The organism is Mycolicibacterium sp. XJ1819, from assembly GCF_053483675.1.
This window is the reverse complement of the sequence record NZ_JBEFST010000002.1, coordinates 58,199-83,890: the sequence shown is the minus strand read 5'-3', so window position 1 is coordinate 83,890 and position 25,692 is coordinate 58,199. Positions and strand designations below refer to the sequence as shown.

General features: G+C 68.5%; 21 protein-coding genes. 8 read left to right on the top strand and 13 right to left on the bottom strand.

From position 1 onward, the window contains the following. Complete coding sequence (locus tag ABQE89_RS02295) at positions 1-369, top strand: nuclear transport factor 2 family protein (RefSeq protein ID WP_448413730.1); 369 nt, start codon at positions 1-3, stop codon at positions 367-369. Beyond that, on the top strand, positions 369-1,232 hold the full coding sequence (gene rfbA, locus ABQE89_RS02290) for a glucose-1-phosphate thymidylyltransferase RfbA (protein ID WP_448413728.1): 864 nt from the start codon (positions 369-371) through the stop codon (positions 1,230-1,232). The genes ABQE89_RS02295 and rfbA overlap by 1 nt, the downstream gene beginning before the upstream one ends. Here rfbA and ABQE89_RS02285 read toward each other — a convergent pair. The 8 genes from ABQE89_RS02285 to ABQE89_RS02250 form a co-directional block, all read right to left on the bottom strand. Beyond that, positions 1,186-2,451 carry a YibE/F family protein gene (locus ABQE89_RS02285; RefSeq protein ID WP_448413726.1) on the bottom strand — a complete coding sequence of 422 codons (1,266 nt, stop codon included), beginning with the start codon at positions 2,449-2,451 and terminating at the stop codon, positions 1,186-1,188. The genes rfbA and ABQE89_RS02285 overlap by 47 nt on opposite strands. Before the next feature lie 25 nt (positions 2,452-2,476). Beyond that, positions 2,477-3,283, bottom strand: a complete 807-nt coding sequence (locus tag ABQE89_RS02280) for a class I SAM-dependent methyltransferase (RefSeq protein ID WP_448413724.1) — start codon at positions 3,281-3,283, stop codon at positions 2,477-2,479. 89 nt (positions 3,284-3,372) lie between these two features. Beyond that, positions 3,373-4,995: a LuxR C-terminal-related transcriptional regulator gene (locus ABQE89_RS02275; protein ID WP_448413722.1), complete on the bottom strand. Its 1,623-nt coding sequence runs from the start codon at positions 4,993-4,995 to the stop codon at positions 3,373-3,375. Between the two features lie 59 nt (positions 4,996-5,054). Continuing rightward, positions 5,055-6,329, bottom strand: coding sequence for a pyridoxal phosphate-dependent aminotransferase (locus ABQE89_RS02270; RefSeq protein WP_448413720.1), 1,275 nt, complete (start codon positions 6,327-6,329; stop codon positions 5,055-5,057). Positions 6,330-6,394: 65 nt separating this feature from the next. Next, positions 6,395-9,214, bottom strand: a complete 2,820-nt coding sequence (locus ABQE89_RS02265) for a heterodisulfide reductase-related iron-sulfur binding cluster (protein ID WP_448413718.1) — start codon at positions 9,212-9,214, stop codon at positions 6,395-6,397. A gap of 136 nt (positions 9,215-9,350) precedes the next feature. Beyond that, complete coding sequence (locus ABQE89_RS02260; protein WP_448413716.1) at positions 9,351-11,030, bottom strand: Hsp70 family protein; 1,680 nt, start codon at positions 11,028-11,030, stop codon at positions 9,351-9,353. A gap of 107 nt (positions 11,031-11,137) precedes the next feature. Next, entirely contained in the window at positions 11,138-13,678 is a 2,541-nt protein-coding gene (gene iniR, locus ABQE89_RS02255; RefSeq protein ID WP_448413714.1) for an isoniazid response ATPase/transcriptional regulator IniR, read from the bottom strand. Positions 13,679-13,681: 3 nt separating this feature from the next. Then, on the bottom strand, positions 13,682-15,442 hold the full coding sequence (locus ABQE89_RS02250; protein ID WP_448413712.1) for an Hsp70 family protein: 1,761 nt from the start codon (positions 15,440-15,442) through the stop codon (positions 13,682-13,684). A 209-nt stretch (positions 15,443-15,651) separates the two neighbouring features. Here ABQE89_RS02250 and ABQE89_RS02245 point away from each other — a divergent pair, with 209 nt between their 5' ends. The 5 genes from ABQE89_RS02245 to ABQE89_RS02225 all read left to right on the top strand — a co-directional run bounded on the left by ABQE89_RS02245 (position 15,652) and on the right by ABQE89_RS02225 (position 21,586). After that, positions 15,652-16,179 carry an Rv0340 family IniB-related protein gene (locus ABQE89_RS02245; RefSeq protein WP_448413710.1) on the top strand — a complete coding sequence of 176 codons (528 nt, stop codon included), beginning with the start codon at positions 15,652-15,654 and terminating at the stop codon, positions 16,177-16,179. Between the two features lie 269 nt (positions 16,180-16,448). Further along, positions 16,449-17,447, top strand: coding sequence for an IniB N-terminal domain-containing protein (locus ABQE89_RS02240; RefSeq protein WP_448413707.1), 999 nt, complete (start codon positions 16,449-16,451; stop codon positions 17,445-17,447). A 100-nt stretch (positions 17,448-17,547) separates the two neighbouring features. Then, positions 17,548-19,398, top strand: coding sequence for a dynamin family protein (locus ABQE89_RS02235; protein WP_448413705.1), 1,851 nt, complete (start codon positions 17,548-17,550; stop codon positions 19,396-19,398). Between the two features lie 5 nt (positions 19,399-19,403). After that, the gene (locus ABQE89_RS02230) at positions 19,404-19,997 is read left to right on the top strand and encodes an IniB N-terminal domain-containing protein (protein ID WP_448413703.1); all 594 of its coding nucleotides are present in this window, start codon (positions 19,404-19,406) and stop codon (positions 19,995-19,997) included. A 68-nt stretch (positions 19,998-20,065) separates the two neighbouring features. Continuing rightward, positions 20,066-21,586: a dynamin family protein gene (locus ABQE89_RS02225; protein WP_448413701.1), complete on the top strand. Its 1,521-nt coding sequence runs from the start codon at positions 20,066-20,068 to the stop codon at positions 21,584-21,586. Positions 21,587-21,602: 16 nt separating this feature from the next. Here the strand turns inward: ABQE89_RS02225 and ABQE89_RS02220 are convergent, their stop codons facing one another. Genes ABQE89_RS02220 through ABQE89_RS02200 form a run of 5 tightly spaced genes read right to left on the bottom strand, consistent with a single transcriptional unit; the run spans position 21,603 to position 24,858 of the window. Next, positions 21,603-22,049, bottom strand: a complete 447-nt coding sequence (locus ABQE89_RS02220; protein WP_448413699.1) for a hypothetical protein — start codon at positions 22,047-22,049, stop codon at positions 21,603-21,605. Between the two features lie 19 nt (positions 22,050-22,068). Further along, the gene (locus ABQE89_RS02215; RefSeq protein WP_448413697.1) at positions 22,069-22,524 is read right to left on the bottom strand and encodes a hypothetical protein; all 456 of its coding nucleotides are present in this window, start codon (positions 22,522-22,524) and stop codon (positions 22,069-22,071) included. Between the two features lie 40 nt (positions 22,525-22,564). Next, complete coding sequence (locus ABQE89_RS02210) at positions 22,565-23,497, bottom strand: LLM class F420-dependent oxidoreductase (protein WP_448413695.1); 933 nt, start codon at positions 23,495-23,497, stop codon at positions 22,565-22,567. Between the two features lie 27 nt (positions 23,498-23,524). After that, on the bottom strand, positions 23,525-24,145 hold the full coding sequence (locus ABQE89_RS02205) for a TIGR03085 family metal-binding protein (RefSeq protein ID WP_448413693.1): 621 nt from the start codon (positions 24,143-24,145) through the stop codon (positions 23,525-23,527). Then, on the bottom strand, positions 24,142-24,858 hold the full coding sequence (locus ABQE89_RS02200; protein ID WP_448413691.1) for an oxygen-binding di-iron domain-containing protein: 717 nt from the start codon (positions 24,856-24,858) through the stop codon (positions 24,142-24,144). The genes ABQE89_RS02205 and ABQE89_RS02200 overlap by 4 nt, the downstream gene beginning before the upstream one ends. 155 nt (positions 24,859-25,013) lie before the next feature. On the opposite strand from ABQE89_RS02200, the gene ABQE89_RS02195 reads away from it, so the two are divergent. Next, positions 25,014-25,685 (top strand): YoaK family protein, encoded by a 672-nt coding sequence (locus ABQE89_RS02195; protein WP_448413690.1) that lies wholly within the window; start codon positions 25,014-25,016, stop codon positions 25,683-25,685. Positions 25,686-25,692: the final 7 nt, after the last annotated feature.

Genomic DNA, 25,692 nt, shown 5'->3' with positions numbered 1-25,692 from the left:
ATGACCACTTCGGAGATCGCGACGGTCCTCGCCTGGCATGACGCGCTCAACGAGCGTGACCTCGACACGTTGGCCCGGTTGTCCAGCAGCGATATCGAACTGGGTGACGCCCGCGGCGCCGCGCAGGGCCGCGAGGCCCTGCTCAAGTGGGCCCGCGGCCTCGATGCCAGGGTCGAGACGGGACGGATGTTCGTGCGCGACGGCGTGGTTGTCGCTGAACAGCAGATCACCTCGGTCACCGGCGAGACCGGTGCGGCGGCGTCGGCCTTCCGGGTGGTGCGTGACCACGTCACCTCGGTGTTCCGGCACCGCGACCTCGCGTCCGCGCTGGCGGCCACCGACCTCACCGAGCAGGACCTCGCCGACTGATGCGCGGCATCATCCTCGCGGGCGGGTCGGGCACGCGGCTGCATCCGATCACGATGGGGGTCAGCAAGCAGCTGGTGCCCGTCTACGACAAGCCGATGATCTACTACCCACTGTCCACGCTGATGATGGCGGGCATCCGGGACATCCAGGTCATCACCACCGCCGAGGACGCGCCGTCGTTTCACCGGTTACTCGGCGACGGTTCGCAATTCGGCATCGACATCACCTACGCGGTCCAGGACCGTCCGGACGGCTTGGCGCAGGCGTTCGTCATCGGCGAACAGCACATCGGTTCGAACTCAGTGGCATTGGTGTTGGGCGACAACATTTTCCACGGCCCCGGACTGGGCACCAACCTCCAGCGGTTTCAGAACGTCGACGGGGGAGCGATATTCGCCTATCGGGTGGCCAACCCGTCGGCCTACGGCGTGGTCGAGTTCGACGCGGCCGGCAAGGCGCTGTCGCTGGAGGAGAAACCCGCCGTCCCGAAGTCGCACTACGCGGTGCCCGGTCTGTACTTCTACGACAACGGCGTCGTGGAGATCGCCAAATCGCTGAAGCCCTCGGCGCGAGGCGAATACGAGATCACCGAGATCAACCAGGCCTACCTCAACGAGGGTAGGTTGTCGGTCGAGGTGCTCGCGAGGGGCACGGCGTGGCTGGACACCGGGACGTTCGACTCTCTACTGGACGCCAGCGACTATGTGCGCACGGTCGAGCGTAGGCAGGGGCTGAAGATCAGCGCGCCAGAGGAAGTCGCGTGGCGGCTCGGCTACATCGACGACACGCAGTTGGCATCGCTCGCGGAGACGCTGCTCAAATCGGGCTACGGGGACTATCTGCTCGAACTGCTGGAGCACTAGCCTGCGTCGCGAGCACGGCGGCGACGGCCGTCGTCAAGGGCACAGACAACGCCAGCGCGATCCCGCCTACCGCCGAACGCGCGATCTCGATGGCCACGCTTTCACTCGTGAGCACGTCGCCGAGGGAACGATTGGCGACGCTGAACAGCAGCAGCAGCGGCAGTGCGCTGCCCGCATACGCCAACACCAGTGTGTAGACGGTACTGGCGATATGGTCACGGCCCACCCGCATGGCGCCCACGAAGACCGCCCGCCGAGAGCCTCCCTCGAGTTCGGCCAACTCGAACACCGTGGAGGCCTGGGTGACGGTGACGTCGTTGAGCACGCCCAGCGAACCGACGATGAACCCGGCCAGCAGCAGACCGGTGATGGAGACGTTGCCGAGGTACGCGGCGACCTCGTTGTTCTGATCCTCCGACAGACCGGTGAGGTGGGCGAGTTCGATTGCTGCCCAAGACAAGAAGGCGGCGAGTGCGAGCGATGCGAGCGTCCCGAGCAGCGCGGCGCTGGTGCGCAGGCTCACACCGTGCGCAAGGTAGATGACCGCGTACAGAATGATCGCCGAGGACACCAACGCGACGGGAATGGCGCCGGCCCCGTCGCGCAGGGCAGGCAACATGAACGCCACCAGTACGAGGAACGCGACGACGATGCCGATCAATGCGCGTAACCCGCGCCACCCCGCCACCGTGACCACCACGACCGCGAACACCAGGGCCAGCGCGAACAGTGGCCACCCGCGCTCGTAGTCGTAGAACGCGTACGTCGTGGTGCCCACGGCGTCGACCTGGCGACTGAGCCGGATGTCCTCACCGGCCGCCAGGTTGGGTTGGCCCGGTCCGCCGCTGAACTCCAGAACGGTGTTTGCGCCCTCGTTCGGCCCGGAGTCGATCGCGATCACCGCCTGCACGCACTCGGCGCCTTGGCCGCCGGGTGCTGGTGCCGGCATGGCGGTGAGCACACGCCCCACCGATGCGCTGCCACACGTAGCGACACCGGTGGCCACCACATGGCCGGCCTCGGTGGTGACAGCACCGCCCGCCGCGTTCTGGAAGGGCAGTGGGATGTCGGTCTTCTGCTCACTGGGCCACAGCCAGGCTGCACCGGTCAGCACGACGACGCCGATGGCGACGAGCGCTCCGACGACGATCTTGGCGGCCAGAGGACCCAATGGTGCAGGGCCGGTGAAAGTATGGGAATGACCGTGCGAGTGCGTCACCCGCAACAGGGTAGAGCGCCAGCGGCTACTTTCGCGCAGTCGCCGTCACGATCGGCATCTCGACAATCATTCCGTCGTCATCGACAAAAGCCTGCCAGCGCGCGACGACCTCGTGCTCGAACTCCTGTCGGTGCACGTCGGCGGCCGCCGAGACGAACCCCGCGATCGGTGTGACGTGGAGGTACTGCCACAGGAAATCGGCTGGCGGCGGTAGTCGCATCGTCTTCGTCGAAGTCGCGACCGTCACGTCTTCGAAGTTGTTGTCCTGCAGGAGTCGACGAAGTTCGTCCTCGCCAAGTGAGAAGATTCCGCGCACGAAGCCGGGAAGGTCCCTGCTGACATGGCGACCGAGCGCCTCGGCCATGATCTCGAACAGCGGTGGCATGGTTCCGGGTACGTTGACGGCGAGGCGACCACCGGGCGATAGCACCCGTCGCATCTCTCGCACGGCTGCAGACCGATCCGGAAAGAACATCAGGCCGAGCTGACACAGCACCAGGTCATAGGACTCGTCCACAAGCGGAAGCGCCGCGGCGTCCCCCTGCTGCCAATCGATGACCGCTCCGGAATGTTCGGCGGTCGCGGCCGCCTCCAGCATCTCCGGAACCAGATCCACCCCGACGACCTTGCCGTCGGCTCCTACCCGTTCGGCGGCCAGTCGAGTGACGACACCGGTGCCGCAGGCGACATCGACGATGTACTCGCCCGATTGGGGCGCGGCCGCCTCGATCAGGTCGGCGGCCAGCGGGGCGGGAATGACCGGGACGAAGTCGCGAGCGTAGTTGTCGGCTTCGGCCCGCCGGAGATCGCGGTAATCAATTTGATGAGACATGACCGACACGGTAGGGACGCGAGGGCTGTTGCCGCGTCGACCGAACTCACCATTCTGACGCTTTCGCATGGTCAGATCTCACCACCCGGTCAAACGAGGTGTTGCTCGTAGGCGTAGGCGGTCGCGGCTGCGCGGGACGACAACCCCAGCTTCGCGAAGATGTTCTGCAGGTGACGTGCGATGGTGTGCTCGCTGAGCACCAGGTGCGCGCCGATCTCGCGGTTGGTCTTGCCGGCCGCGACAAGCCGTAGAATCTCGCACTCGCGTTCGGTGAGCACACCCGGCTGTCGCCGTGAGGTTCCGGTCAGTTCGGCCAGCCGGACCAGGTCGGGAGTGGCGCCAAGCTTGCCGAAGGTTTCCCTGGCTGCGTCGAATTCCATTGCTGCCGAGTCGGCGTCGCCGAGTTCACGGCATGAGAGGCCGATCTGGACCCGGGTCCGCGCGGCCTCGTAGGGCATTTCCAGCTCTTGCCACGCCGTCCATGCCCGCCGCAGGTCGGCCAGTGCCGCCGAGGCATCACCTTCGGCCAGAACCGTCGCCCCGTTGGCATGTGCGGCGACCGCGTGCACGTACAGCGCATCGATGCCCGAGGCGAGCATCGAAAGCTCCTGTGCGCTGACGTGCGCGCTCGCGACATCTCCCACCGCGAGCATGATGTCGACGTGCGCGGCCAGTATGGCGGGGCGGCGCGCCGGGTCCGGTATTGCCTCTACCGCGCGACGGATGGTGGCCACGCAGTTGGAGGCGTCGCCCTCGGCCAACCGCAGAAGCGCCAGCCCCGGTAACGGTTCGTAGCCGCAGCGGTTGGCTTGGCGGTAGGCGGATTCCGCCGCCTCGGGCTCACCGCGCAACCGGTGCAGTTCGGCGCACTGGTATGCGGCGAGGCCCAGCATCGGATATGCGGGCTGCTCGAGCCGTTCGCGGGCGCGGCGGGCCATCGTGGTGGCGGCGCCCCACGCGCCGTGAATTTGCAGGATTTGTGAACGGTGTACCAGGCAGGCACCCCGGTAGGGCACCAGATCGGGCTGGGCGTCGCACCAGCCGCTCAACGCCTCGGTCCACTCCGCAGCGCGGCGGAGGTCGAACGCCCCCATACACGTTTCGATCACAGCGCAGTAGACGATGCCTGCGGGGATGGGTGACACCTCCCCGGTGGTGACGCTCACCATCACCTCGTCGAGCAGCGCCATGCCCGTCGCGGTGTCGCCAGAAGCGATCGCTGCCTGGCCCTGACCCAGGCAAGCAAGTGCCGCCACATCCTTGTCCCCGAATTGCGCAGCGAGTTGCCCGGCCTCGACGAAAAGCGCGTGCGCGCCGGCGTGGTCGCCGGCACCCATCGTCTGAAGACCCGCGGGCACATGTAGGTACCTGAGGGCGTCCTCACCCACGTGTGCCTCGTCGACCAGACGCCGGATCCGTCCGAGCCATCCGCTGGCGCGCGCCATTCTTCCGTGCAGGACCATCAGTCCGAGCGCCAGCCAGAACGCGCAGCGGGCGGCGCCACCGGGATCGTCGCGGGCCAGAAATGCCAAGTAGGCGCGCTCCCAGGCGTGACAGCACTCGCGGTCCTCGCCGAGGAGGTAGGCCGCCACAGCCAGGCGTTCGAGATCATCGGCGGTCGGCGTCTCGCTCGTATCGATGAGACACTCGTATACCTCGGTCCAAGCGTGGCGCTCGAACGCGTTGGTTGCCGCCTCGATCGTGCCGGCCACGACCGAAAGTCTTGCGCACAACTGTGGTCGTGACAACCGTCCGGCGAGATTTAGGTGCGCTACTGGCGGTAGCTGACCAGGAAGTTGCCCATCCGCTCGATGGCGTTGGTCAGGTCACGTGCCCACGGCAGCGTGACGATGCGCAGATGATCCGGTGTGGGCCAATTGAAACCGGTGCCCTGGGTCACCAAAATCTTCTCTTGCAGCAGCAGGTCGAGCACGAGTTGTTCGTCGTCGACGATGTCGTAGACCTCGGGATCGAGCCGGGGGAATGCGTAGAGTGCGCCCTGGGGTTTGACGCACGACACCCCGGGAATCTCGTTGAGCATCGACCAGGCCACGTCGCGCTGTTCGAGCAGCCGACCGCCGGGCAGCACCAGATCGTCGATGCTCTGATGGCCGCCCAACGCCACCTGAATCGCGTGCTGGGCAGGCACATTCGGACACAACCGCATGTTGGCGAGCAGGCTGATTCCTTCGATGAAGCTCGCCGCGTGGTCCTTGGGGCCGGTGATGGCCAGCCAGCCGGAGCGGTATCCCGCCACCCGGTAGGCCTTGGACAGGCCGTTGAACGTCAACGTGAGCACGTCGGGCGCCACCGAGGCCATCGCGATGTGCTTGGCGTCGTCGTAGAGAACCTTGTCGTAGATCTCGTCGGCCAGCAGCAGCAGTTGGTGCTTGCGCGCGAGATCGCCGATCTGGGTGAGGACTTCACGGCTGTAGACCGCGCCGGTCGGGTTGTTCGGGTTGATCACCACGATGGCCTTGGTGCGGTCGGTGATCTTGGATTCCAGGTCGGCGATGTCGGGATTCCAGCCCTGTGTCTCGTCGCACAGATAGTGCACCGGGGTGCCACCGGCCAGCGACGTCGACGCGGTCCACAGCGGATAGTCGGGCGCCGGGATCAACACCTGGTCGCCATTGTCCAGCAGCGCCTGCAACGTCATGGTGATCAACTCGGAGACACCGTTGCCCAGATAGACGTCGTCGACGTCGAAGCGCGGAAAGCCATCGACGAGTTCGTAGCGGGTGACCACCGCCCGCCGGGCTGACAGGATGCCCTTCGAATCCGAGTAGCCCTGCGCATCGGGCAGCGCCTGGATGATGTCGCGCATGATCACGTCGGGCGCCTCGAAACCGAACGGCGCGGGGTTGCCGATGTTCAGGCGCAGGATGCGATGGCCCTCGGCTTCGAGACGGGTCGCGTGTTCATGCACGGGACCGCGGATCTCGTAGAGGACGTCCTGCAGCTTCGACGACTGCGTGAACGTGCGTTGCCGCGGATGCTGTCCGGCAGCTTGAAACGGCACGTGGTGGGTGGTCACACAGACCATTTTCGCACCGCAGTCCAGCGAATTTCCAATAACGCTGGTAGCGCCGCTGTCAGACGGCCTCAAAGCTACCGTTTGCCGGGCGGACGCGCTCCCTTGGCGATACCGAGGCCCTTCACCGGTGGGGCGGGCTTTTCGCTGTCGCCGTCCGCGGAAGGCTCAGGGGCAGCTTGTGATTCGGGCTCGGTGGTCGCCTCTGGCTGTGGCGCAGCGGGTTTCGGCGCCGCGGCCTTCTTGGCGCCCGGTCGCCGCGCACCCGGTGCGATGCCAAGGCCCTTGACCTCGGGTTCGGGTTCGGGTGCGGCGGTGCCGGTGTCGGCGCTCGGCGGCGTGGGGGCGGCCTTCTTGGCACCCGGTCGCTTGGCCCCCGCGGCGATGCCCAGCCCCTTGGCCGGCGCCGCCTTCGCGGGTGCGGCCGACTGTTCGGCGGCCTCGGCCGGCGCCGCAGCCTTCTTGGCACCTGGCCGCTTGGCCCCGCCCGCGATACCGAGCCCGGTGACCGGCTTGGTCTGCGAAGGCGTCTCCGCCGGCTTGGTTGCCGTCGCGGCCTGCGCGGTCGGTTCGGGTTTGGCCTGCGCCGTCTTCTCGGCCGGGGCGGAGGCGGCGATCTTGGCCGCGCGCTCCTCGGCTTCCTTTGCCGCCGTTCCCTTTTCGGGCAGCGTGACGGTGCTCTTGTCGAGTGAGCCCAGCAGCAGCTGCGCCACGTCGACAACCTCGGCCTTCTCCACCTCACGGGCGGCAGCGACCTCGTCGACACCGTCGGTGATCATCACCCGGCAGAACGGGCAGCCGGTGGCGATGGTCGAGGCGGTGTCCATGGCCTCTTCGGTGCGCTCGGTGTTGACGCGCTTGCCGATGTGCTCTTCCATCCACATCCGCGCACCGCCGGCGCCGCAGCACAGGCCACGGTCCGCATGGCGCGGCATCTCGGTCAGCTTGGCCCCCGACGCCCCGATCAGCTCACGCGGCGCCGCGTACTCCTTGTTGTGCCGGCCCAGGTAGCACGGATCGTGGTAGGTGATCTCGATCCCGCCGTCGGCGGGTTTGACCGGCACCAGCTTCTTGTCGCGGACCAGCCGGTTGAGCAGCTGGGTGTGGTGCAGCACCGTGTACGTGCCGCCGACCTGCGGATATTCCCGACCCAGTGTGTTGAAGCAGTGCGGGCAGGAGGTGACGATCTTGCGGTCCACCCGCTCGACGCCCTCGAACAGCTCGTTGAGGGTCTCCACGTTCTGGGCGGCCAGCTGCTGGAACAGGAACTCGTTGCCCGAGCGGCGGGCGGAGTCGCCGTTGCAGGTCTCGCCCTCGCCGAGCACCAGGAACTTCACCCCGGCGGTGGCCAGCAGCTCGGCGACGGCCTTGGTGGTCCGCTTTGCCCGGTCCTCGTAGGCGCCTGCGCAGCCCACCCAGAACAAATACTCATAGCCGTCGAACGACTCGACGTCCTTGCCGTAGACCGGGACGTCGAAGTCGACCTCGTCGATCCAGTTGGTGCGGTCCTTGGCGTTCTGCCCCCAGGGGTTGCCCTTGGTCTCCAGGTTCTTGAACAGCACGCCGAGCTCGCCGGGGAACTCCGACTCCATCATCACCTGGTAGCGGCGCATGTCGACGATGTGGTCGATGTGCTCGATGTCCACCGGGCACTGCTCCACGCAGGCGCCGCACGTGGTGCACGACCACAGCACGTCAGGGTCGATGACGCCGCCCTGTTCGGCGGTGCCGACCAGCGGGCGGGTGGCCTGCGCCGGGCCGGAACCGAGCACCCGGCCGAAGCCGGACTCGGGAACGTGATGCTCCTCGGCGTGCTTCTCGCCGCGCAGTTCCTCGCCGACACCGCCCTCGGGGGTGTTCTCCAGCGGGGATTCCTTGTCGCCCAGGATGTATGGCGCCTTGGCGAACATGTGGTCGCGCAGGTCCATGATCACCAGCTTGGGCGACAACGGCTTTCCGGTGTTCCACGCCGGGCACTGCGACTGGCAGCGGCCGCACTCGGTGCACGTGGTGAAGTCGAGGTAGGCCTTCCAGGTGAAGTCCTCGATCTTGCCGCGGCCGAGCACCGCGTCCTCCGGCGGATCCTCGAAGTCGATCGGCTTGCCGTCATATTCGACGGGCAGCAGCGGGCCGAGGCCGTCGGGCAGCCGCTTGAACGTGACGTTGATGGGTGCCAGGCCGATGTGCAGGTGCTTGGAGTGCAACACGATGAGCAGGAACACCAGCATGACCGCGATGTGGCCCAGCAGTGCGATGGTCTCGATCCACTCGTTGGCGGTGGTGCCGAGCGGGCTCATCACCCACCCCATGAACTGTGAGAAGAACGCTCCATTGCCGTAGGGCAGGGCGTCGGTGTTCACCGCGGCGCCGCGCACCAGCGCGTAGGTCCAGATGACGTTGAAGATCATGAACAGGATCAGCCAGGCGCCGCCGGTGTGGGAGCCGTAGAAGCGCGAATCGCGGCCGTGTTCCTTGGGTTCGGTGCGCATCCGGATGATCGCGAACGTGATGATGCCGAGCAGCACGGCGACGGCGAAGAAGTCCTGCAGGAAGCCCAGCGCGTCCCACTTGCCGATGAACGGGATGTGGAAGTCGTGGACGAACAGCAGGCCGTAGGCCTCGAGGTACACCGACGCGAGGATGAAGAAGCCCCACATCGTGAAGAAGTGCGCGAGGCCCGGAATCGACCACTTCAACAGCCGGGTCTGCCCGAACACCTCTTTGATCTGAATGGCGATGCGGGTACCGAGGTTGTCCTTGCGGTTGTTTTCCGGGCTGGTCGGCGCGCCCGCGCGGATCAGGTTCGTCAGCCACAACACCCGTTTGGCGGCGAAAACCAGCACGAGCGCCGTCATTCCGAGTCCGACGACGAGCCTGATCAGCATTTGGGTGTCCACCGCGTGCCTCCCGTTTTCAAGTTACTCAATGGTAACTTCCGGTAAGTTACCGACCGGTAACTATCGCTCAGGGCCTGTTCAAGCCGGGCTCATAGTTGCACCTCGCGGGGAAACAGCGCTACGAAGGCTGCCCTAACTAACCTCCCGCCCCGTTGCCGGGGTCGATGGGCGGGGTCTCGTCGTCCGCGCTGCCACCGTCACCGGGACCCGGGTCGATGGGCGGGGTGTCCGGCGTCGTCGGCTCCGTGGGTTCCTCGGTGGGTTCCTCGGACGGATCGGGTGGCGCCGGCGGTGGTGTCTGTTCGGGGGTGGACCCCCCGGTCGGCTCCACGGTGGGCTCGGGGGTCGGCGGTGGCGGGGTGTGCGGGGTTGGCTGGGCCGGTGGTGGTGCGGTCACCGGCGCCTGCGGACGCAGCGGGAGGCTGCGCTGCGCGGGCTGAACCACCACGGTGGTCACCTCGGGGGCCTGCGGCGCCGGGGGTGCGGGAGAAGAAGCCGGCGCCGCAGGCGTGGGGGAGGGCGCGACCGTGGTCGCCGCCTCGATCGGGCTGGAGGCGCTCGTCAACTGAAAGACGCCGTACACCGCCACGGTGAGCAGCGCCGCGGCCGACAACACGAACAGGGCCAGCGGGGCGCGCCGCGGCGGCTCCTGTGGTGCCTGCCGGTCGCCGGCACCGAACGCGAGGGCGGGCCGGGCGTCGGTCATGGGGATCAGGGGATCGACGTAGGGCAGCTCGTCCTCGGTCTCGTCCTGTGACCACGCGAGTTCCCCGACACCGGTGGTCGCGGCGGCGAGGCCGGGGGCCGGCGTGATCGTGGTTCCGGTCTCGACGACGCGGCTGCGCAGACCGATCAGGGCGGCGCCCTCGGCCGCGCACAGGTGCGGCCGGGGGGTGGTCACCACGGCCGTGCGCAGATGCTCCGAGAGCCGTTGAGTGACCCACGGGATACGTGCGCCCCCACCCACCGTGGCCACCGCCGTGACCGTCGTCGACGGGACGCCGTAGCGCTCGAGTATGTCGTCGAGCGCGGCCAGCAGCGCAGTCAGGGGTTCGTGCATCAGTTCTTCGAGTTCGGCGCGGGTGACGCGGACTTCGGTGCGGTGTGCGGCCCCCTCGGCGCTGACCGACGTCACGGTCTCCGAGGACAGCCGCTCCTTGGCGCGTCGGCACTCCTCGCGCAGCGCCGTCAGGGACCCGACCATCGCGGTGCCCGACGGGTCGGCCTGCGAGGTGTCGAGACCGCCGGACCCGGCGATGACGTGGCGCAACAGCGCCTGGTCGAGTTGGTCGCCGGAGAAGTCGGCGAACCGGACCGTCTCACCGACAAGGGCGTAGTTCGACGATGCGTTGGCCAGCGTGATGCTGGTGCCGCTGCCGCCGAAGTCGGCCAGCACGATCACGCCCCGGGTCGGCAGGCCGGGAGCTGCGCTCAGCGCCGTCAGTGCGGCAGTCGCATCCGAGACCACGGGCACGCCGCCACGCATGGCGCGGCGCATGACGTCGACGGCGGAGGCGCGCCAGTGTGCGGGCACCGCGACCGCCATGGCGGTGGCGAGCACGCCCGCCGTCAGCGACTGCGCGAGGTCGTCGAGCGCCTCGGCGAGCAGGAGTTCGGCGCGGTGAGCGCTGCCGTCGGCGGCCACCATGGGCACCGGATCTCCGACGCGGTCGACGAAGCCGCTGAGCCGCTGGCCCTGTCGCGTCGCCTCGCAGCGGCGGGTCAGCGCGGCCTGTCCGTTGCGGGTTCCCGCCAGGTTGGTGGCACCGACGGACAGACCCAAACAATGGCCGGGTGTGGCGTGCTGAGTGAACATGCGAACGAACTTATGGCCGCAAGCGGCTCCGCAAATCCGGTGCGGCGCCCCTGGCCGGACGGGCCCCTACGGGGGTCCGCGCATAGGGGCTCGGGTGTCGTTAGGGGTTAGGTGTTCGTCAGCATCGCCCGCAGCATCGAGAACATCTCCGAACGCGATTCCGCCCCGAGCCGTCGGCGGATGCGGGCGACGTGATGCTCGACGGTCTTGGCCGAGATGAACAACTGCGCGCCGATATCGCGGTACGGCATGCCCAGCAGCAGCAGTTCGGCGACCTCGCGCTCCCGGTCGGACAGCCGCGACGACGGCGGCCGGGCACCCTGGTCGACGGGCGTGGCCGCCGCCTGCTCGCCCGGGCCCGGCGTGTCGTCGACGAGGGCGCTCTGTTTGAGATCGCGGGCCAACTGAAGCATCGCCCCCGACACCCGCCCGTCGGGCGTTTGCAGCGCCGCCTGGCCCGCCAACCGGGTGGCGTCCCAGGTGAGACCCACCTGCGACAGCGCGCGCGCGGCCGCGGTGACGTCGTCGACGTCGACGTGGTTGGCCAGTACCCGCAACCAGGTGCGGCCCCCGGTGGACAGTGCCTTGGCGAAGGCGCTCTGGCCGGCGGCGGCGGTCAGCGCCTGCCCATGCGGGGCCACCGCATCCGGCGAATTGGCCAGGATTCCGGCGTGCACACCCGCCCAGTGCAGCGGCACCGACCACAGCGGCGGGTCGCCGAGGGCTCCGAGCAGTCCGAACGCCTCGTCGAGGGTGTGCTGCAGCCGGTCGACCTGACGCAGCCGGGCCGCGGCCACCCACAGTTCTCCCAGCGGCAGCAGGGAAAACAGGTCGATCGAATACTCGGCGAGCACCTCGACCGCCCGGTACCAATGTGTCTGCAGTGCGCCGCTGTCGCCGCTGCGCCTCGCGATCGCGGTCTGCAGTGCGGCCGCCCACAGTGCGTCGCGACGATGCAGCGCGGCGCCCCCGTCGGTGTCCGCCGTCGCTGCGGTGACGGCGGCGGTCGCGGCGGGCAGCTGACCGTCCTGCATCCGCACCCAGCCCAGCAGCAGCCGGTGCCGTCGCGTGACGAAGACCGCATCTCGGTTCTCGTCGACCGCCGCGCGCACCGCCAGGCCGATCACGCTGCGGGCCCGCACCGGATCGCCGCCGTGCAGGGCCACCAGCGTCACCAGCGCGGCCGGGGTGTCCGGTGCGACGCCGGCCGGCCCATGGTCGGTGGCGATCGACTGGCCCAGGCGTGCGACCGCGGCGGGGTATGGGCCCTCCAGCGACAGCAGCAGGCCTTCGGCCAGGCTGCGGGCCGACCGCGCGGTCGAGGTGGGCGGTCCCGCGCTCTCGGCGCTCAGCGCCGTGCGGGCCGCGGGCAGGTCGCCCGCGGCAAGCGACGAGATGGCCCCCGCGGCGCCGACGAATGCGTCCGGATACGGGCCGAGCCACCGGAACAGGTCGGCCGCCTGCGCGGCGCTGCCGTCGTGCATGGCGATGCTCGCCGCGATCCGCACCGCGGCCGCGCGTTCGGCGACGTCGTCGGAGCGCAGCAATTCGTCGGCCAACCGGCCGGCGGTGGCACAGTCACCGGTCAGTGCGAGCGCGTCGGCCAGCCGCGAGTGCAACTCGGTGGCGCCGGCGTCGGCGGCCGCCCGGTACATCCGCGCGGCCTGCGCGGGGTGTTGACGGCTTTGCGCCGCGAGATCAGCGAGTGCCTCGGCCAGCCGGTCGTCGCGCAGTCCGTGTTCTGCCAGCCGCAACGCCAGAGATGTTGACAGCGTGCCAGATTCGAGTTGGGACACCAGCAACGAGATCTCGACGTCATGGTGTCGCGCGGCGCCGATGATCTGGGCGATGCACCGGTGCACCAGGTTGGTGAAGGCCGGCGGATGCGACGGGTCGATCAGCCCGCTGGCGCGGGCGCGGTCCACAAGTGCCTGAGCCTGGTCGCCGTCGACCCGCAACGCCCCCGCGACGTCATCGGGTCCGAGGCCGGTGCCCAGCGACGACACCAGCAGCGTGTCGAGTACAGGTTCGTCGAGCCTGCGCAATCGGTCGATCAGTGCGAACTCCGCGGCCCGTGCCATCGCCGCGGCGGGCGCCTGATCGTCGGGTGACTCCGCGGCGCTCAGCGCCGGTTGCAGCAGGAACGGTAACCCGGCGGTCGCCATCATCAGCGATCTGACAATGTCCGAAGTCGCTGTGCCGCCGAGAGTTTCGGAGGCAACACGTCCGACGTCCGCAGGCCGAAGCGTGCCCAAGGCCACGATCGGGTTCTCGCGTTCGATGGCGGTTGCCAACGCGCGCAGGGCCGGTCGGTGCGCCAGCGGTTCAGCCGCCACCACCACCGTCGACTCCGGATCGGCCAACCGGTCGCCGAGTCGGCCGAGTTCGTCATCGCCGAGCAGGTGCGCGTCGTCGATGACCACCGCGGCCGAGGGATCGTCACCGTCGCGCGGCGTTCTGGTGAGCACCGGTACCTCTGCGGTGCGCAGGGCGTCACGCACCGCGGTCAGCACCGACGTCTTGCCTGTGCCGACGCCGCCGGAGACCAGCATTTTGACGGGTTCGGTGGGCGCGGCGATCAGCGCGGCCACGGCCTCGCGCGCTGGCGGCGGGATGTCGCGGGGCAGTTCCGACGCCGGGTTGGCCATGGGTCAGGGCTCGTCGATCGGCGCCAACGCCTCGGGCGATGTGGTGGTCGGCGGCTCCTCGGTGGTCGTCGGCGGCTGCGTCGTGGTGGTCGTGGTCGGCTGGGTGGTCGTCGTGGTCGTCGTCGTGGTGGTCGTGGTGGTGGTCGTCGTCGTGGTGGTCGTGGTGGTGGTCGGCGTTGTGGTCGTGGTCGTCGGCGGGGGTGGCGGCGGCACGACCGTCGTGCTCGGCTGTCCGTCGGAGCCCGTCACGGTGATCGTCTGCGGGGGTTCCGAAGTCGCGGGTTGCTCGGGTGACGGGCCGGTTTCCACGGTGGTCGCGGTCTCGGTCACCGGCTCCGAACTGCCGCTGGTGCCTGTCAGGGTGATCGCCAGCCCGCCGATGGCCAGCAGCGCGGCGGCCGCAGCCACCCCGAACAGAACGGTCGGACGCCGGTACCACGGCAGCGGCTCGTCCGGCGGCGGGTAGCCCTCCTCCTCGTGGGCGAATTCCATTGGTGGGCGGGCATCGCCGGTGCCGGGCGCGAACGTGTAGTCCTCGCCGGTGTAGGGCACGGGGTCACCCGGTGAGTCGTCCTGCGACCACGCCAACGCGCGGAACGTGGCCGACGCCGCCCCGTCGGAAGCCGACTCCGCGGCAGCCACACCGGCCGCACCCGCCGCCCACGCGCCGGGTGCCATTCCCGTGGGTGCGTCCGCGGCTTCGGCCATTCCCGTTGCCGCAGCTGCACTGTCGGCGACCAGCGCGGCACCGGCCGCCACGTTGAGTTGCGACTGCGGGGTGGTGACCACGGGCGCCCGCAACCGGGTGGACAGCTGCTGAGTGACCAGCGGGATGTTCGCGCCGCCGCCGACCGTCGCCACCGCGGAGATGTCGGCCGGTGAAATATTGTTGCGCTGCAACGCGTCTTCCACGGTATTGAGTAGGCCCGCGAGCGGCGTGGAGATGAGTTGCTCGAGTTCGGTCCGGGTCACCCGCACATCGGAGCGGAAGTCGGGCAGGTCCACGGGGATCACGCTCGCCGTTTCCGCGGACAACCGCTCCTTGGCCTGCCTGCACTCGTCTCGCAGCCGCGCCAACGAACCGACCGCCGCCGTACCCGCCGGATCGCGGTCGCCGGCCTGCGTCACACCGGCCAGCACGTGGTTGAGCAGCGCCTGGTCGATGCCGTCGCCGGAGAACTCCGGATAGCGCACGGTCTCGCCGATGGCGTCGAAGTTCGACCCCGCATCGGCCAACGTGACGCTGGTACCGCTGCCGCCGAAATCGCACAACACCACAACGCCGTCGGTCGGCAGGCCCGGTGCGGCCTGTAGCGCCGCCAGCGCCGCCACCGAGTCGGGGATGAGTGCGGGCGCTACGCCGTCGGGTGCCAGGGCGGGCGCGGCCCGCAACGCTCCGCGGAGCGCGCCGACGGTCGCGGGGCCCCAATGTGAGGGCACCGCGATCGCGATCGGTGCGCCGCCGCCGACCGTGTTGGCCATCGCGGCGAGGGCCTCGACCAGCACCCGTTCTCCGCGGTGGGGTGAGCCGTCGGCAGCGACCAGGGGCACCGGATCGCCGACCCGTTCGACGAATCCGCTCAGCACCAGACCGTGCTGGCCGGGGTCGGGCTGATAGTCGGTCAGATACTCGGCGGGGACCCCGACCACGGGGGGTCGGTTATCGAAAACGGTCAGGATGGACCGGCGCATGACCGGGGGACGGCCTATCCTGGCCGCCACCAGATTGGTCATCCCGATCGACAACCCGAGTGAGTCGCTCATCAATCCCCTCATTCGGCCGCTCCTCACGATAACGGCTGGCGTGGGTGGGCGAGGGCCAACCTACGGCACCTGCCCCTAATGCGGAGGAAACCCCTAATGCCGTGTCCCCTAATGCCATCGGCGCAGCGGTGGGTTCAGCACCGATCACCGCACCCGCGGGCGTCGATAACATCGGGTCAGATGATCTTCGACCGGGAAGGAGGGTTTTCATGGCTAACTCGTTGCTGGACTTCGTCATGTCGTTGGTACGCGACCCCGATGTCGCCGCCCGCTACGCCGAAAACCCCGACCAAGCCATCCTTGACGCCAATCTGACCAATGTCACCAGCGCGGACGTCAGCAACCTGATCCCAGTGGTGGCGGAGTCGTTGTCCACTACTGTGCCGACGGCGGGCGCTGACAGCCTGGTCGGTGACATGGCCGGCAACGTCTGGGCAAGTGGCGCGGCAACCGCGGCGTTCGACGCGTTCGACGCCCATGTGCCCGTCGCGTCTCTCGACGACGTGCCCTCGGTGATCAGCGACCTGTCCGAGCAGCAGGACCTGCAGTCGGGCCTCGATGTCCTCGCCGACGCCGGCGTGCCCGGTGCCGTCGGTGACGACGATGCGCCGCTGATCCTCGACCAACCGGTCGTCGACGATCTGCCCGCGGCCGGCGGCGACCCCGGCGATCTCGGCCCCACCGTCATCGAGGTCGACGACATGGATTCCAACGCCTCGGGCTTCGACATCTTCTAGGTGAGCGATCGACAGGTTCCTCCCCTAATCACAGAAACTGCGCGGTCGGCGACGACCGCGCAGTTTCTGTTTTCGCCGCTGGTCAGAGCGGCCCCCAAGCAATCCCCTAATCCCCTAATCGCCGACCCCGAACCACCCCGGGATACCCGACCGCAGGGAGGGGCTTCGACCCCGTTTCGCAGGGCCTGCGAGCTCCATAACGTAGTGACCAGATCGCCGGACAGCCCGGTGACAAGCTCCCCCACAACGCAAGCGAAAGGACCACCGAAATGACGAACGTAATCGACTGGATTCTCGACCTGTTCCGCGACCCGGTCCGGGCCCAGGAGTTCATCGCCGACCCCAGCCGCTCCATGGCCAGTGCAGGCGTCTCCAACGTCACCGCGGCCCAGGTGCAGTCCGTCGCGGCCACCGTGGCGCCCGCCGCGGTCGTGCACGGCGGCGGCGACCCCGTCCAGGGCCTGCAGCAGGCGGTCGCCCAGACCCACGGCATCGCCTTCACCCCGCAGCGCCAGACCGAGGTGCTGTCCAACAACGACACGCTCAGCCACAACGACACCCGTTTCCTGAGCCCCGAGTACGACGTGAACAACGTCGCCGGCGGGGATCAGCAGCAGGGCGCCGTCAACCTGGGCCTGGAGTTCGGGGACATCACCTTCGGTGACAAGACCACCAACACCGCCACCGACGGCGGCGTGGTCAACACCGGCACCGCGGGCGACATCGACGCCACCAACGTCGACGGGGACGGCAACGTCGTCGGCGACAACAACGACAACGTCAACACCGGTGACATCGACGACTCCAACGTCAACATCGGCGATGGCAACGAGATCGACGACAGCGGCGACATCACCGCCGGCGGCGACGTCATCAAGGACAACGAGGGTCCGGTCATCAACGACGTCGACATGAGCGGCGGCGACGGTGGCGGCGCGGTCGGCGGCGACGGCGGCGGCGGCCTGATCGGGGTCGGCAACGACGGTGGTGACGCGACTGGCGGCGCAGGCGGCGCAGGCGGCGTCATCGTCATCAACGACAACGACACCACCACCAACAACGTCGACGGCAACCAGACCACGGTCGGCGACATCGGTGGCGACATGTCCGGCAGCGTGTCCGGCGGCACCAGCGTCGAGGACAACTCCGTCGACAACTCGGTGGACAACTCGGTGGACAACTCCGGCCAGGACAACTCCGTCGACAACTCCGGGCAGGTCAACACCAGCGTCGACGTCGACACCACCGTCGACGCCGGCCTGTTCTGACCGACCGCATCCGCACTGGCGCAACTGGCGGGGATCGAAAAGCGATCCCCGCCAGTTCGCACGTCTACCGTTGGTAGACGCGCATCGACTCGAGGACTCCATGACCAAACCCAGCGACCCACGCAAGGTCATCGTCGAACTCATCGACCACACCAGCAAGATCGCCGACGCCCACGAGCGCGCCGACCTGGTCGACCGGATGGCCCGAGCCAAGGCCCGCATCACCGACCCGCAGATCCGGGTGGTGGTGGCCGGTCAGCTCAAGCAGGGCAAGAGCCAACTGCTCAACTCGCTGCTCAACGTGCCGGTGGCCCGGGTCGGCGACGACGAGAGCACGGTGCTGGCGACCGTGGTGTCCTACGGCGAGAACGCCACCGCGAAGCTCATCGTCGCGCGACCCGACGGCGAGGAGCCCGAGGCGATCGAGATCCCGATGGCCGACATCAAAAACGATCTGCGCCGGGCGCCGCAGGCCCGCGGCAGAGAGGTGCTGCGGGTAGAGGTCACCGCGGCCAGCCCACTGCTGAAGAACGGGCTGGCGTTCATCGACACCCCCGGCGTCGGAGGGCACGGCCAACCGCATCTGTCGTCGACGCTGGGCCTGCTGCCCGACGCCGACGCGGTGCTGATGTGCAGCGACACCAGCCAGGAGTTCACCGAGCCGGAAATGACGTTCATGCGGCAGGCCTTCGAAATCTGCCCTGTCGCAACGATCCTCGCCACCAAGACCGACCTGTATCCGCACTGGCGCCAGATCGTGGCGGCCAACGAGGCCCATCTGGACCGCGCCGGGCTGTCGATCCCGATCATCCCGACGTCATCGCTGCTGCGCAGCCACGCCATCCAGCTCAACGACAAGGAACTCAACGAGGAGTCGAACTTCCCGGCCATCGTGAAGTTCCTCAGCGAAGAGGTGTTGTCGCGCCAGAACGACCGCATCCGCGACCATGTCGTGGCCGAGGTGCGCTCGGCGGCCGAACATCTGACGTTCAAGGCCAGTGCCGAACTCTCGGCGCTGAACGACCCCGACACCCGCGACAGGCTCACCGAGGACCTCGAACGCCGCAAACAGGAGGCGCAGGACGCGCTGCAGCACACCGCGCTGTGGCAGCAGGTCCTCAACGACGGGATCGCCGACCTGACCGCCGATGTCGACCACGACCTGCGCGGCAGGTTCCGCATCATCACCCAGCACATCGAGAAGAAGATCGACTCGTGTGATCCGACCCATCACTGGGCCGAGATCGGCACCGAGTTGGAGAATGCGATCGCCACCGCCGTCGGCGACAACTTCGTCTGGGCCTATCAACGCGCCCAGGTGCTCGCCGAGGAAGTGGCGCGCACGTTCGTCGAGGCCGGCCTGGAAGCCGTCAAGATGCCCCACATCGACGCGCGCGACATGGGCGCCAGCCTCGGCGAGATCAAGTCGCTGGCCAACCTGGAGGCCAAACCGGTGGGCAAGGGGCGCAAGCTCACCATGGGCATGCAGGGGTCCTACGGCGGGGTGCTGATGTTCGGCATGATGACGTCGTTTGCCGGCCTGGGCATGTTCAACCCGCTGTCGATCGGTGCCGGGCTGCTGATGGGCCGCACCGCCTACCGGGAGAACATGGAGAACCGGATGATGCGGGTGCGAAACGAGGCGAAACTGAACGCGCGCCGGTTCATCGACGACGTGTCCTTCGTCGTCAACAAGGAATCCAGGGACCGGCTCAAGGGCATCCAGCGCCAACTACGCGACCACTACCGGGCCATCGCCAACCAGACCACCAGGTCGCTGAACGAATCTCTGCAGGCCACCATCATGGCGGCCAAACTCGAGGAAGCCGAACGCGATACGCGGGTCCGCGAACTCGAGCGCCAACTCAACATCCTCAAACAGGTGCTCGACCATGCGGTGAAACTGGCGACCGAGGGCCAGTCCGCGCGCGAGCCCGCGAAAGCCACGTGACGGCGATGTCGATCCTGGATTTCACCACCGAGCTCTTCCGTGAGCCCGCGACGTTGCGCGGGTTCGTCGACGACCCGCAGCAGGCGCTGGCGCAGGCCGGCTTTCCCGATGCCACGCCCGAGCAGATCTACGACCTGATGCCGCTGGTGGCCGAGTCCATGCCGCCGGACCACCCCCTGCAGGAGGTGGCGCACGCCGCTGATCCCGCGGCGGCGCTGCGGGCACTCGACATCGACGAGGTGATCGCCGACAGCCACGACCACCACCGTGACGTGGCCCAGATCGAGAAGGCGATCGGCACGCCGGAGACCCTCGGCGCAGTCGGGCGCACGGTCGTCTGCGGGCCCGGTGCGGATCCCGAGCCGTCGGTCAAGGCCATCTCGACGACCGACCTCGACACCGGCGCGACTCGGGAGAAGGCGCTCGGCGAGGAGGTCGCCGACGACCCGCTGACCCCGCAGATCGAGGGGGCGCCCGAACTGCCCGACGTGGAGTATCCGGACGTTGCGGTCGCCCACGAGCTCGTGGGGGACGGACTCGACGAGCCGCTGGACGAGCCCCAAGTGGATTCGGTGGTTTGGGGCAAGGCCCTCGAATGACGCGGCGGTGCCTAAGCTGAAACTCCGGTCACTGCCGTCGAGTGGGAGAACAGCCGAGGTAGCGCGAGATGAGCACGAGCGATCAGGTGCGCGCGATCCTGGGTGGCACCATTGCGGCCTATCGGGCCGATCCGGCCTACCGCCAGCGCCCCGACGTGCACAACGAGCTGGAGCGGATCGGCCGTCGACTCAACCAGCCCATCCGCATCGCGCTGGCCGGGACGCTCAAGGCGGGCAAGTCAACCTTGGTCAACGCGCTCGTCGGCGAGGACATCGCGCCCACGGACGCCACCGAGGCCACCCGCATCGTCACCTGGTTCCGGCATGGGCCGACGCCGAAGGTGACCGCCAACCACCGCGGCGGCCGACGGTCCAACGTGCCGATCGGCCGCGACGCGACCGAGGGCGGGTTGACGTTCGACTTCGCCAGCCTTGACCCCGAGGACGTGGTCGACCTCGAGGTGGAGTGGCCGGCCGCGGAGTTGATCGACACCACGATCATCGACACGCCGGGCACGTCGTCGCTGTCGCGCGACGTCTCCGAACGCACGCTGCGCCTGCTGGTGCCCGACGACGGGGTGCCCCGGGTCGACGCCGTGGTGTTCCTGCTGCGCACGCTCAACGCCGCCGACATCGCGCTGCTCAAGCAGATCGGCGAGTTGGTCGGCGGGTCGGCGGGGGCGCTGGGGGTGGTCGGCGTCGCGTCACGCGCCGACGAGATCGGCGCGGGCCGGATCGACGCCATGCTTTCGGCCAAGGACGTGGCCAAGAGGTTCACCAGCGAGATGGAGCAGACCGGCATCTGCCAGGCCGTGGTGCCGGTGTCCGGGTTGCTCGCGCTGACCGCGCGCACGCTGCGGCAGAGTGAGTTCGTCGCGCTGGAGAAGCTGGCCGGGGTGGACGCGGCCGAGTTGACGAAGGCGATGCTGTCGGCGGATCGGTTCGTGCGGGAGGACAGTGAGTTGCCGGTCGACGCGGCCACCCGCGCGGCGCTGCTGGACCGCTTCGGCATGTTCGGGATCCGGATTTCGATCGCGGTGTTGCGCGCCGGGGTCAGTGACTCGGTGGCGCTGGCCGACGAACTGCTGGAACGCAGTGGGCTGGTGGCGCTGCGCGAGGTCATCGACCAACAGTTCGCGCAGCGGTCTGATCTGCTCAAGTCGCACACCGCGCTGCTGTCGCTACGACGGTTCGTGCAGACCAACCCCATCTACGCTACACCGCACATCATCGCCGACATCGACCCGCTGCTCGCCGACACCCACGCCTTCGAAGAACTTCGCCTGCTGTCCCAATTGCGTTCCCGCCCAACGACCTTGAACGACGACGAGATGGCCTCGCTGCGCCGAATCATCGGCGGATCGGGGACCGACGCGGCCAGCAGGCTCGGGCTGCAGCCCGAGACGTTGCACGACGGGCCGCGTGCGGCGTTCGCGGCCGCTCAGCGCTGGCGGCGCCGGGCCGAGCATCCGCTCAACGACCCGTTCACCACTCGTGCGTGCCGGGCCGCGGTGCGCAGCGCCGAGGCGCTGGTTGCCGAGTACGCATCCCGCGGGATGCCCGGGCCCGTCCCCGGGCCGCGGGGTTAGCGGCCGCCGACCCGGATCATTCGGGGGGTGCGGTCACCGTTTCGGTCTCGGTCACCGTGCTGGTGCTGACGCTGGTGGTCGGTTCGACGGTGGTGGTCGTCGTGGTCGTGGTGGTCGGCTCGGTGGTCGTCGTCGTGGTGGTCGTGGTGGTGGTGGGCTCGGTGGCGGTCGGGGTGACCGTCTCGGTGACCGTCTGTGGCGGGGCAGTCGTGGTGAGGACCGCGCGCGACGTCGTGGTGAGCGGGGTGAGGGTGGTGGGCTCCGTCGGTGCGTCGTTGCCGGTGATCAGCTTGGCCAGGCCGTAGACGATCAGCGCGATGATCACCGCGCCGAGCGCGCCGAATGCGACCAGCGCCGCGGGCCGTCGGTACCACGGAACCGGTTCCTCGCCGGGCGGGCCGTAGTACTGCGTCGGTGCGTCGTCCGGGTAATAGGGGTCTTCGGGGGGTCCGTTGGGCGCCACGGGCACCGATCCTATGCGCTCAGGGCCGGGGATTGAATGTGCGCGTCACATTCGTGCGCGGGGTGCGGCGCGTGGTGCGCTCCGACGATCCGTCCCCGTCGTCGCGGCGGGTCGTGCGCGTGGTGGTCTCGGTGGTCTCGGTGGTGGTGTCGGTGGTCTCGCTCGTGGTGCTGGAGGTGATTTCGCTGGATGTGGTGCTGGCCCCGGGTTCGAGGTCGGTGGTCTGTGGGGGGCTGGTGCTGGTGATCGTCTGGGTGGTGGTGGTCGCCGAACTGGTGGCCGTCGCGGAGTAGCTGGGTTCGACGTAGTACAGCGGGGCCTGCTCCGGTTCGCTGAACTGGCGTGCCACATACGACAGCACGAGCACCACGATGCCGATCACCACGAGGCCGGCGATGCTGGCGCCGACGACCGCGGGAGTGCGGTGGTGCCAGGGTTCGTCCTGGTGCTCGTCGTCGAAGTCCGGTCGGGCCACGGCCACCGATAGTAGCCCGGTGTTGCTCGGCGGGGCCTGCTCAGCCGAGCTGCGGGATGACCTCACTCGCGAAGTACTCGACGTGATCGAGGTCCGACATGTCCAGAACTTGCAGGTATACGCGCTGCACACCGAGTTCCCGGTAGGCGCCGAGCCGGTCGGCGATCTCCGCGGCGGTGCCGACTGTGGGGGAGTTGCTGCGTAGTTCGTCGATGTCGCGACCGATGGCGTCGGCGCGCCGGTTGACCTCGTTGTCGTCGCGGCCCGCGCACACCACGAAGGCCGCCGAGTAGGTCAGCGAGTCGGCGGCGCGTCCGGCGTCGACCAGCGCCGCACCCACCCGCTCGAACTGCGTCTTGATGACCTCGGCCGGCGCGAACGGCACGTTGAACTCCGCGGCGAACTGCGCGGCCAGCGCCGGCGTGCGCTTGGCGCCCATACCGCCGATGATGACCGGCGGATGCGGCGACTGAACGGGTTTGGGCAGCGCGGGCGAATCGGTGAGCGTGTAGTGGTCGCCGTCGTGGTCGAACCTCTGGCCGGGCGGCGTCTGCCACAGGCCGGTGACGATCTGCAACTGCTCGGTGAGCCGGTCGAACCGCTCACCCAGCGGCGGGAACGGGATGCCGTAGGCGGTGTGCTCGGCTTCGTACCACCCCGAACCGATTCCGAATTCGACACGCCCGCCACTCATTTCGTCGACCTGGGCGACGGCGATCGCCAGCGGGCCCGGATAGCGGAAGGTGGCGGACGTGACCAGCGTGCCCAGTCGGATCGAGGTGGTCTCGCGGGCGATCGCACCCAGCGTCACCCAGGAGTCTGTCGGCCCGGGCAGGCCGTCGCCGCTCATCGCGGTGTAGTGGTCGGAGCGGAAGAATGCCGAGTAGCCTGCGGCTTCGGCGGCGCGGGCGACGGCGAGTTGGTCGGCGTAGGTCCCACCCTGCTGGGGTTCGACGAAGATACGGAAGTCCACGACGCTCAGGGTAATGCGCCGCGAGGGTCAAAGCCCGCGGCGAGCCTCGCGCACCGCCTGGACGGCCTGCGCGTCGGAGAACGTCAACCTGGCTTCGTCACGACCGGCGACGAACAGGGTCAGTTCCCCGACCTCGCCGGTGACCGTCAACTCCTGGCCGCGGCCGACGGTGGCGACCGTCTCGCCATCCGGGGTGCGCAGCGTCACCCTCGCCGGCGTCTTGCCCAGGGTCAACCGGGCCATCACCGGCAGCGGACGACGCAGCGCGGTGAGGGTACCGGCGTCCAGTGTTCTTGGTTCCCAGGATGATTGAGCACGACGGACGTCCTCGTGGTGGATGAACATCTCGTTCATGTTGGCCACCGAGTCCACGAGCCGGAAGGGCGAGTACAGCGGCGGACCGGAGGCGATCTTGCCCAACAGCTCCTCCCACTGCGCGGACTGCGCGGTCTGCCGCTGCACCTTGTCGGTGTAGCCGGCCAGCAGCGGGATCGTGATTCCGGGGGTGGCGTCGAGCCGGCGTTCCCGAACCACCAGATGTGCCGCGAGATCACGGGTGGTCCAGCCCTCGCACAGGGTCGGGGCATCGGGGCCGACCGCACGCATGCTGGCCACCAGTGCCGCGCGTTCCCGTTGTGAGGGGCTCATGCCGTCGCCATCGCGGCGTAGCCCTCGGCCAGCGACCGAAGCTGGGAAGCGCCGTCGCCGGTGAAGGCCGACCCGTGCATGATCGCCAGCGTGGTCGGGTTGAGCGCGGCGAGTTGCTCCAGGGTCGGGCCCAGGTTCGTGGTCAGGCCGGTGGCCCGGAAAATCGACTCGGCCTCCAACGCTGGTGCCACACAATCTGATTCGGTCAGCGCGGGACACTGGCCGGTGTGGCTGAGCAGGTCACCGGCCAGCAGCGTGGAGGTGGTCTCGTCAAACCACAGCGCCGCCTCCCAATTATGCGGCACGTGCGGGGTGGGCAGGAACCGCAATCGGTGCCCGCCGATGTCGTGCACGCCGTCGTCGGGCGCCACGACCGGCGGGCGGTCGCAGAGATCGATCAGCGACACCATGCATGCCAGCGCACCGTGGACGACCTCGGCCTGGGGTGCGGCGTCGAGCAGCAGGTTCACCGCGCCGCACTCGTCGGCTTCGACGTGACCGAAGGAGATCCAGCGCAGTTTCTCCAGTGGCACCACCCGGTTGATGGCCGCAGACACCGATCCGAACATCTGGCGGTGCCCACAGTGGAACAGCAGCGGCTCGTCACCGGTCAACAGGAACTGGTTGAAGGTGAAGCCTCGCTCGGTGACGTCGGGAACGTAGGTGGACAGGCGATATATATCCGTCCCGATCTCGTCGACGGTGGTCTCCATGGCCTCGATTCTGCGCCGATTTCTGCCAGTGAGTGGCGAAATTACCGCGGGGGCCATTACGCATGCGTAAATAGTTAAGGCGCAGGGTATTTCGCTGCAGCGGCTGATCGTTTTCCCACTCGTCGAAGTCTTTGCGTTGGTAACGTTGCGCTTTGATGACGTTCGCGAACCGAACGATTCAGCAACCGACGACGATGTTGGCGGTCCTCACCATGACCACGGGGATGGTCGAGGCGGTCAGCTTTGTCGGCCTCGGGTTCGTGTTCACCGCGATGATGACCGGCAACCTGCTGTTCATCGGATTCGGCATGGTGCACACCACGCAGGAAGTGTCGATGGCCGGGTCGTCCGTGGCGCTGCTGGCGTTCATGGCCGGGGCCGCTGCGGGAAACCGCGTCAACAGTGAACTGGTCGGGCGCCTCGCCGGGCGCTGGCTGGCGCCGGCCGTGTGCGGGGAGGCGCTGGTGATCCTGGCGGCGGCGCTGGCCGCGGTGGGGGTGGCCAGCCGGCCGGATCACCTGTCCGCGCGGCACCTGGTCGTCATCGCCGTGTTGGCCACGGCCATGGGGTGGCGCAACGCGACCATTCGACGGGTGGCCATGCCGGACATGCTCACGACGCTGGTCACCGGGTCACTGACCGCGGTACTGATGGGTCCGTTTCGGGGCCCGGTGCTGTGGCGGGCGGCCTCGGTGGTCGCGATAGTGGTCGGCGCCGTCATCGGCACATTGCTGCTCTGGCTCAATCCCACCGCTGCCCTGCTGGCCGTTGCGGGAATCGAACTGTGCGTCGCCACCCTGAGCCGCGGCATCGAGGTCAAGACCTGAGCCCGCA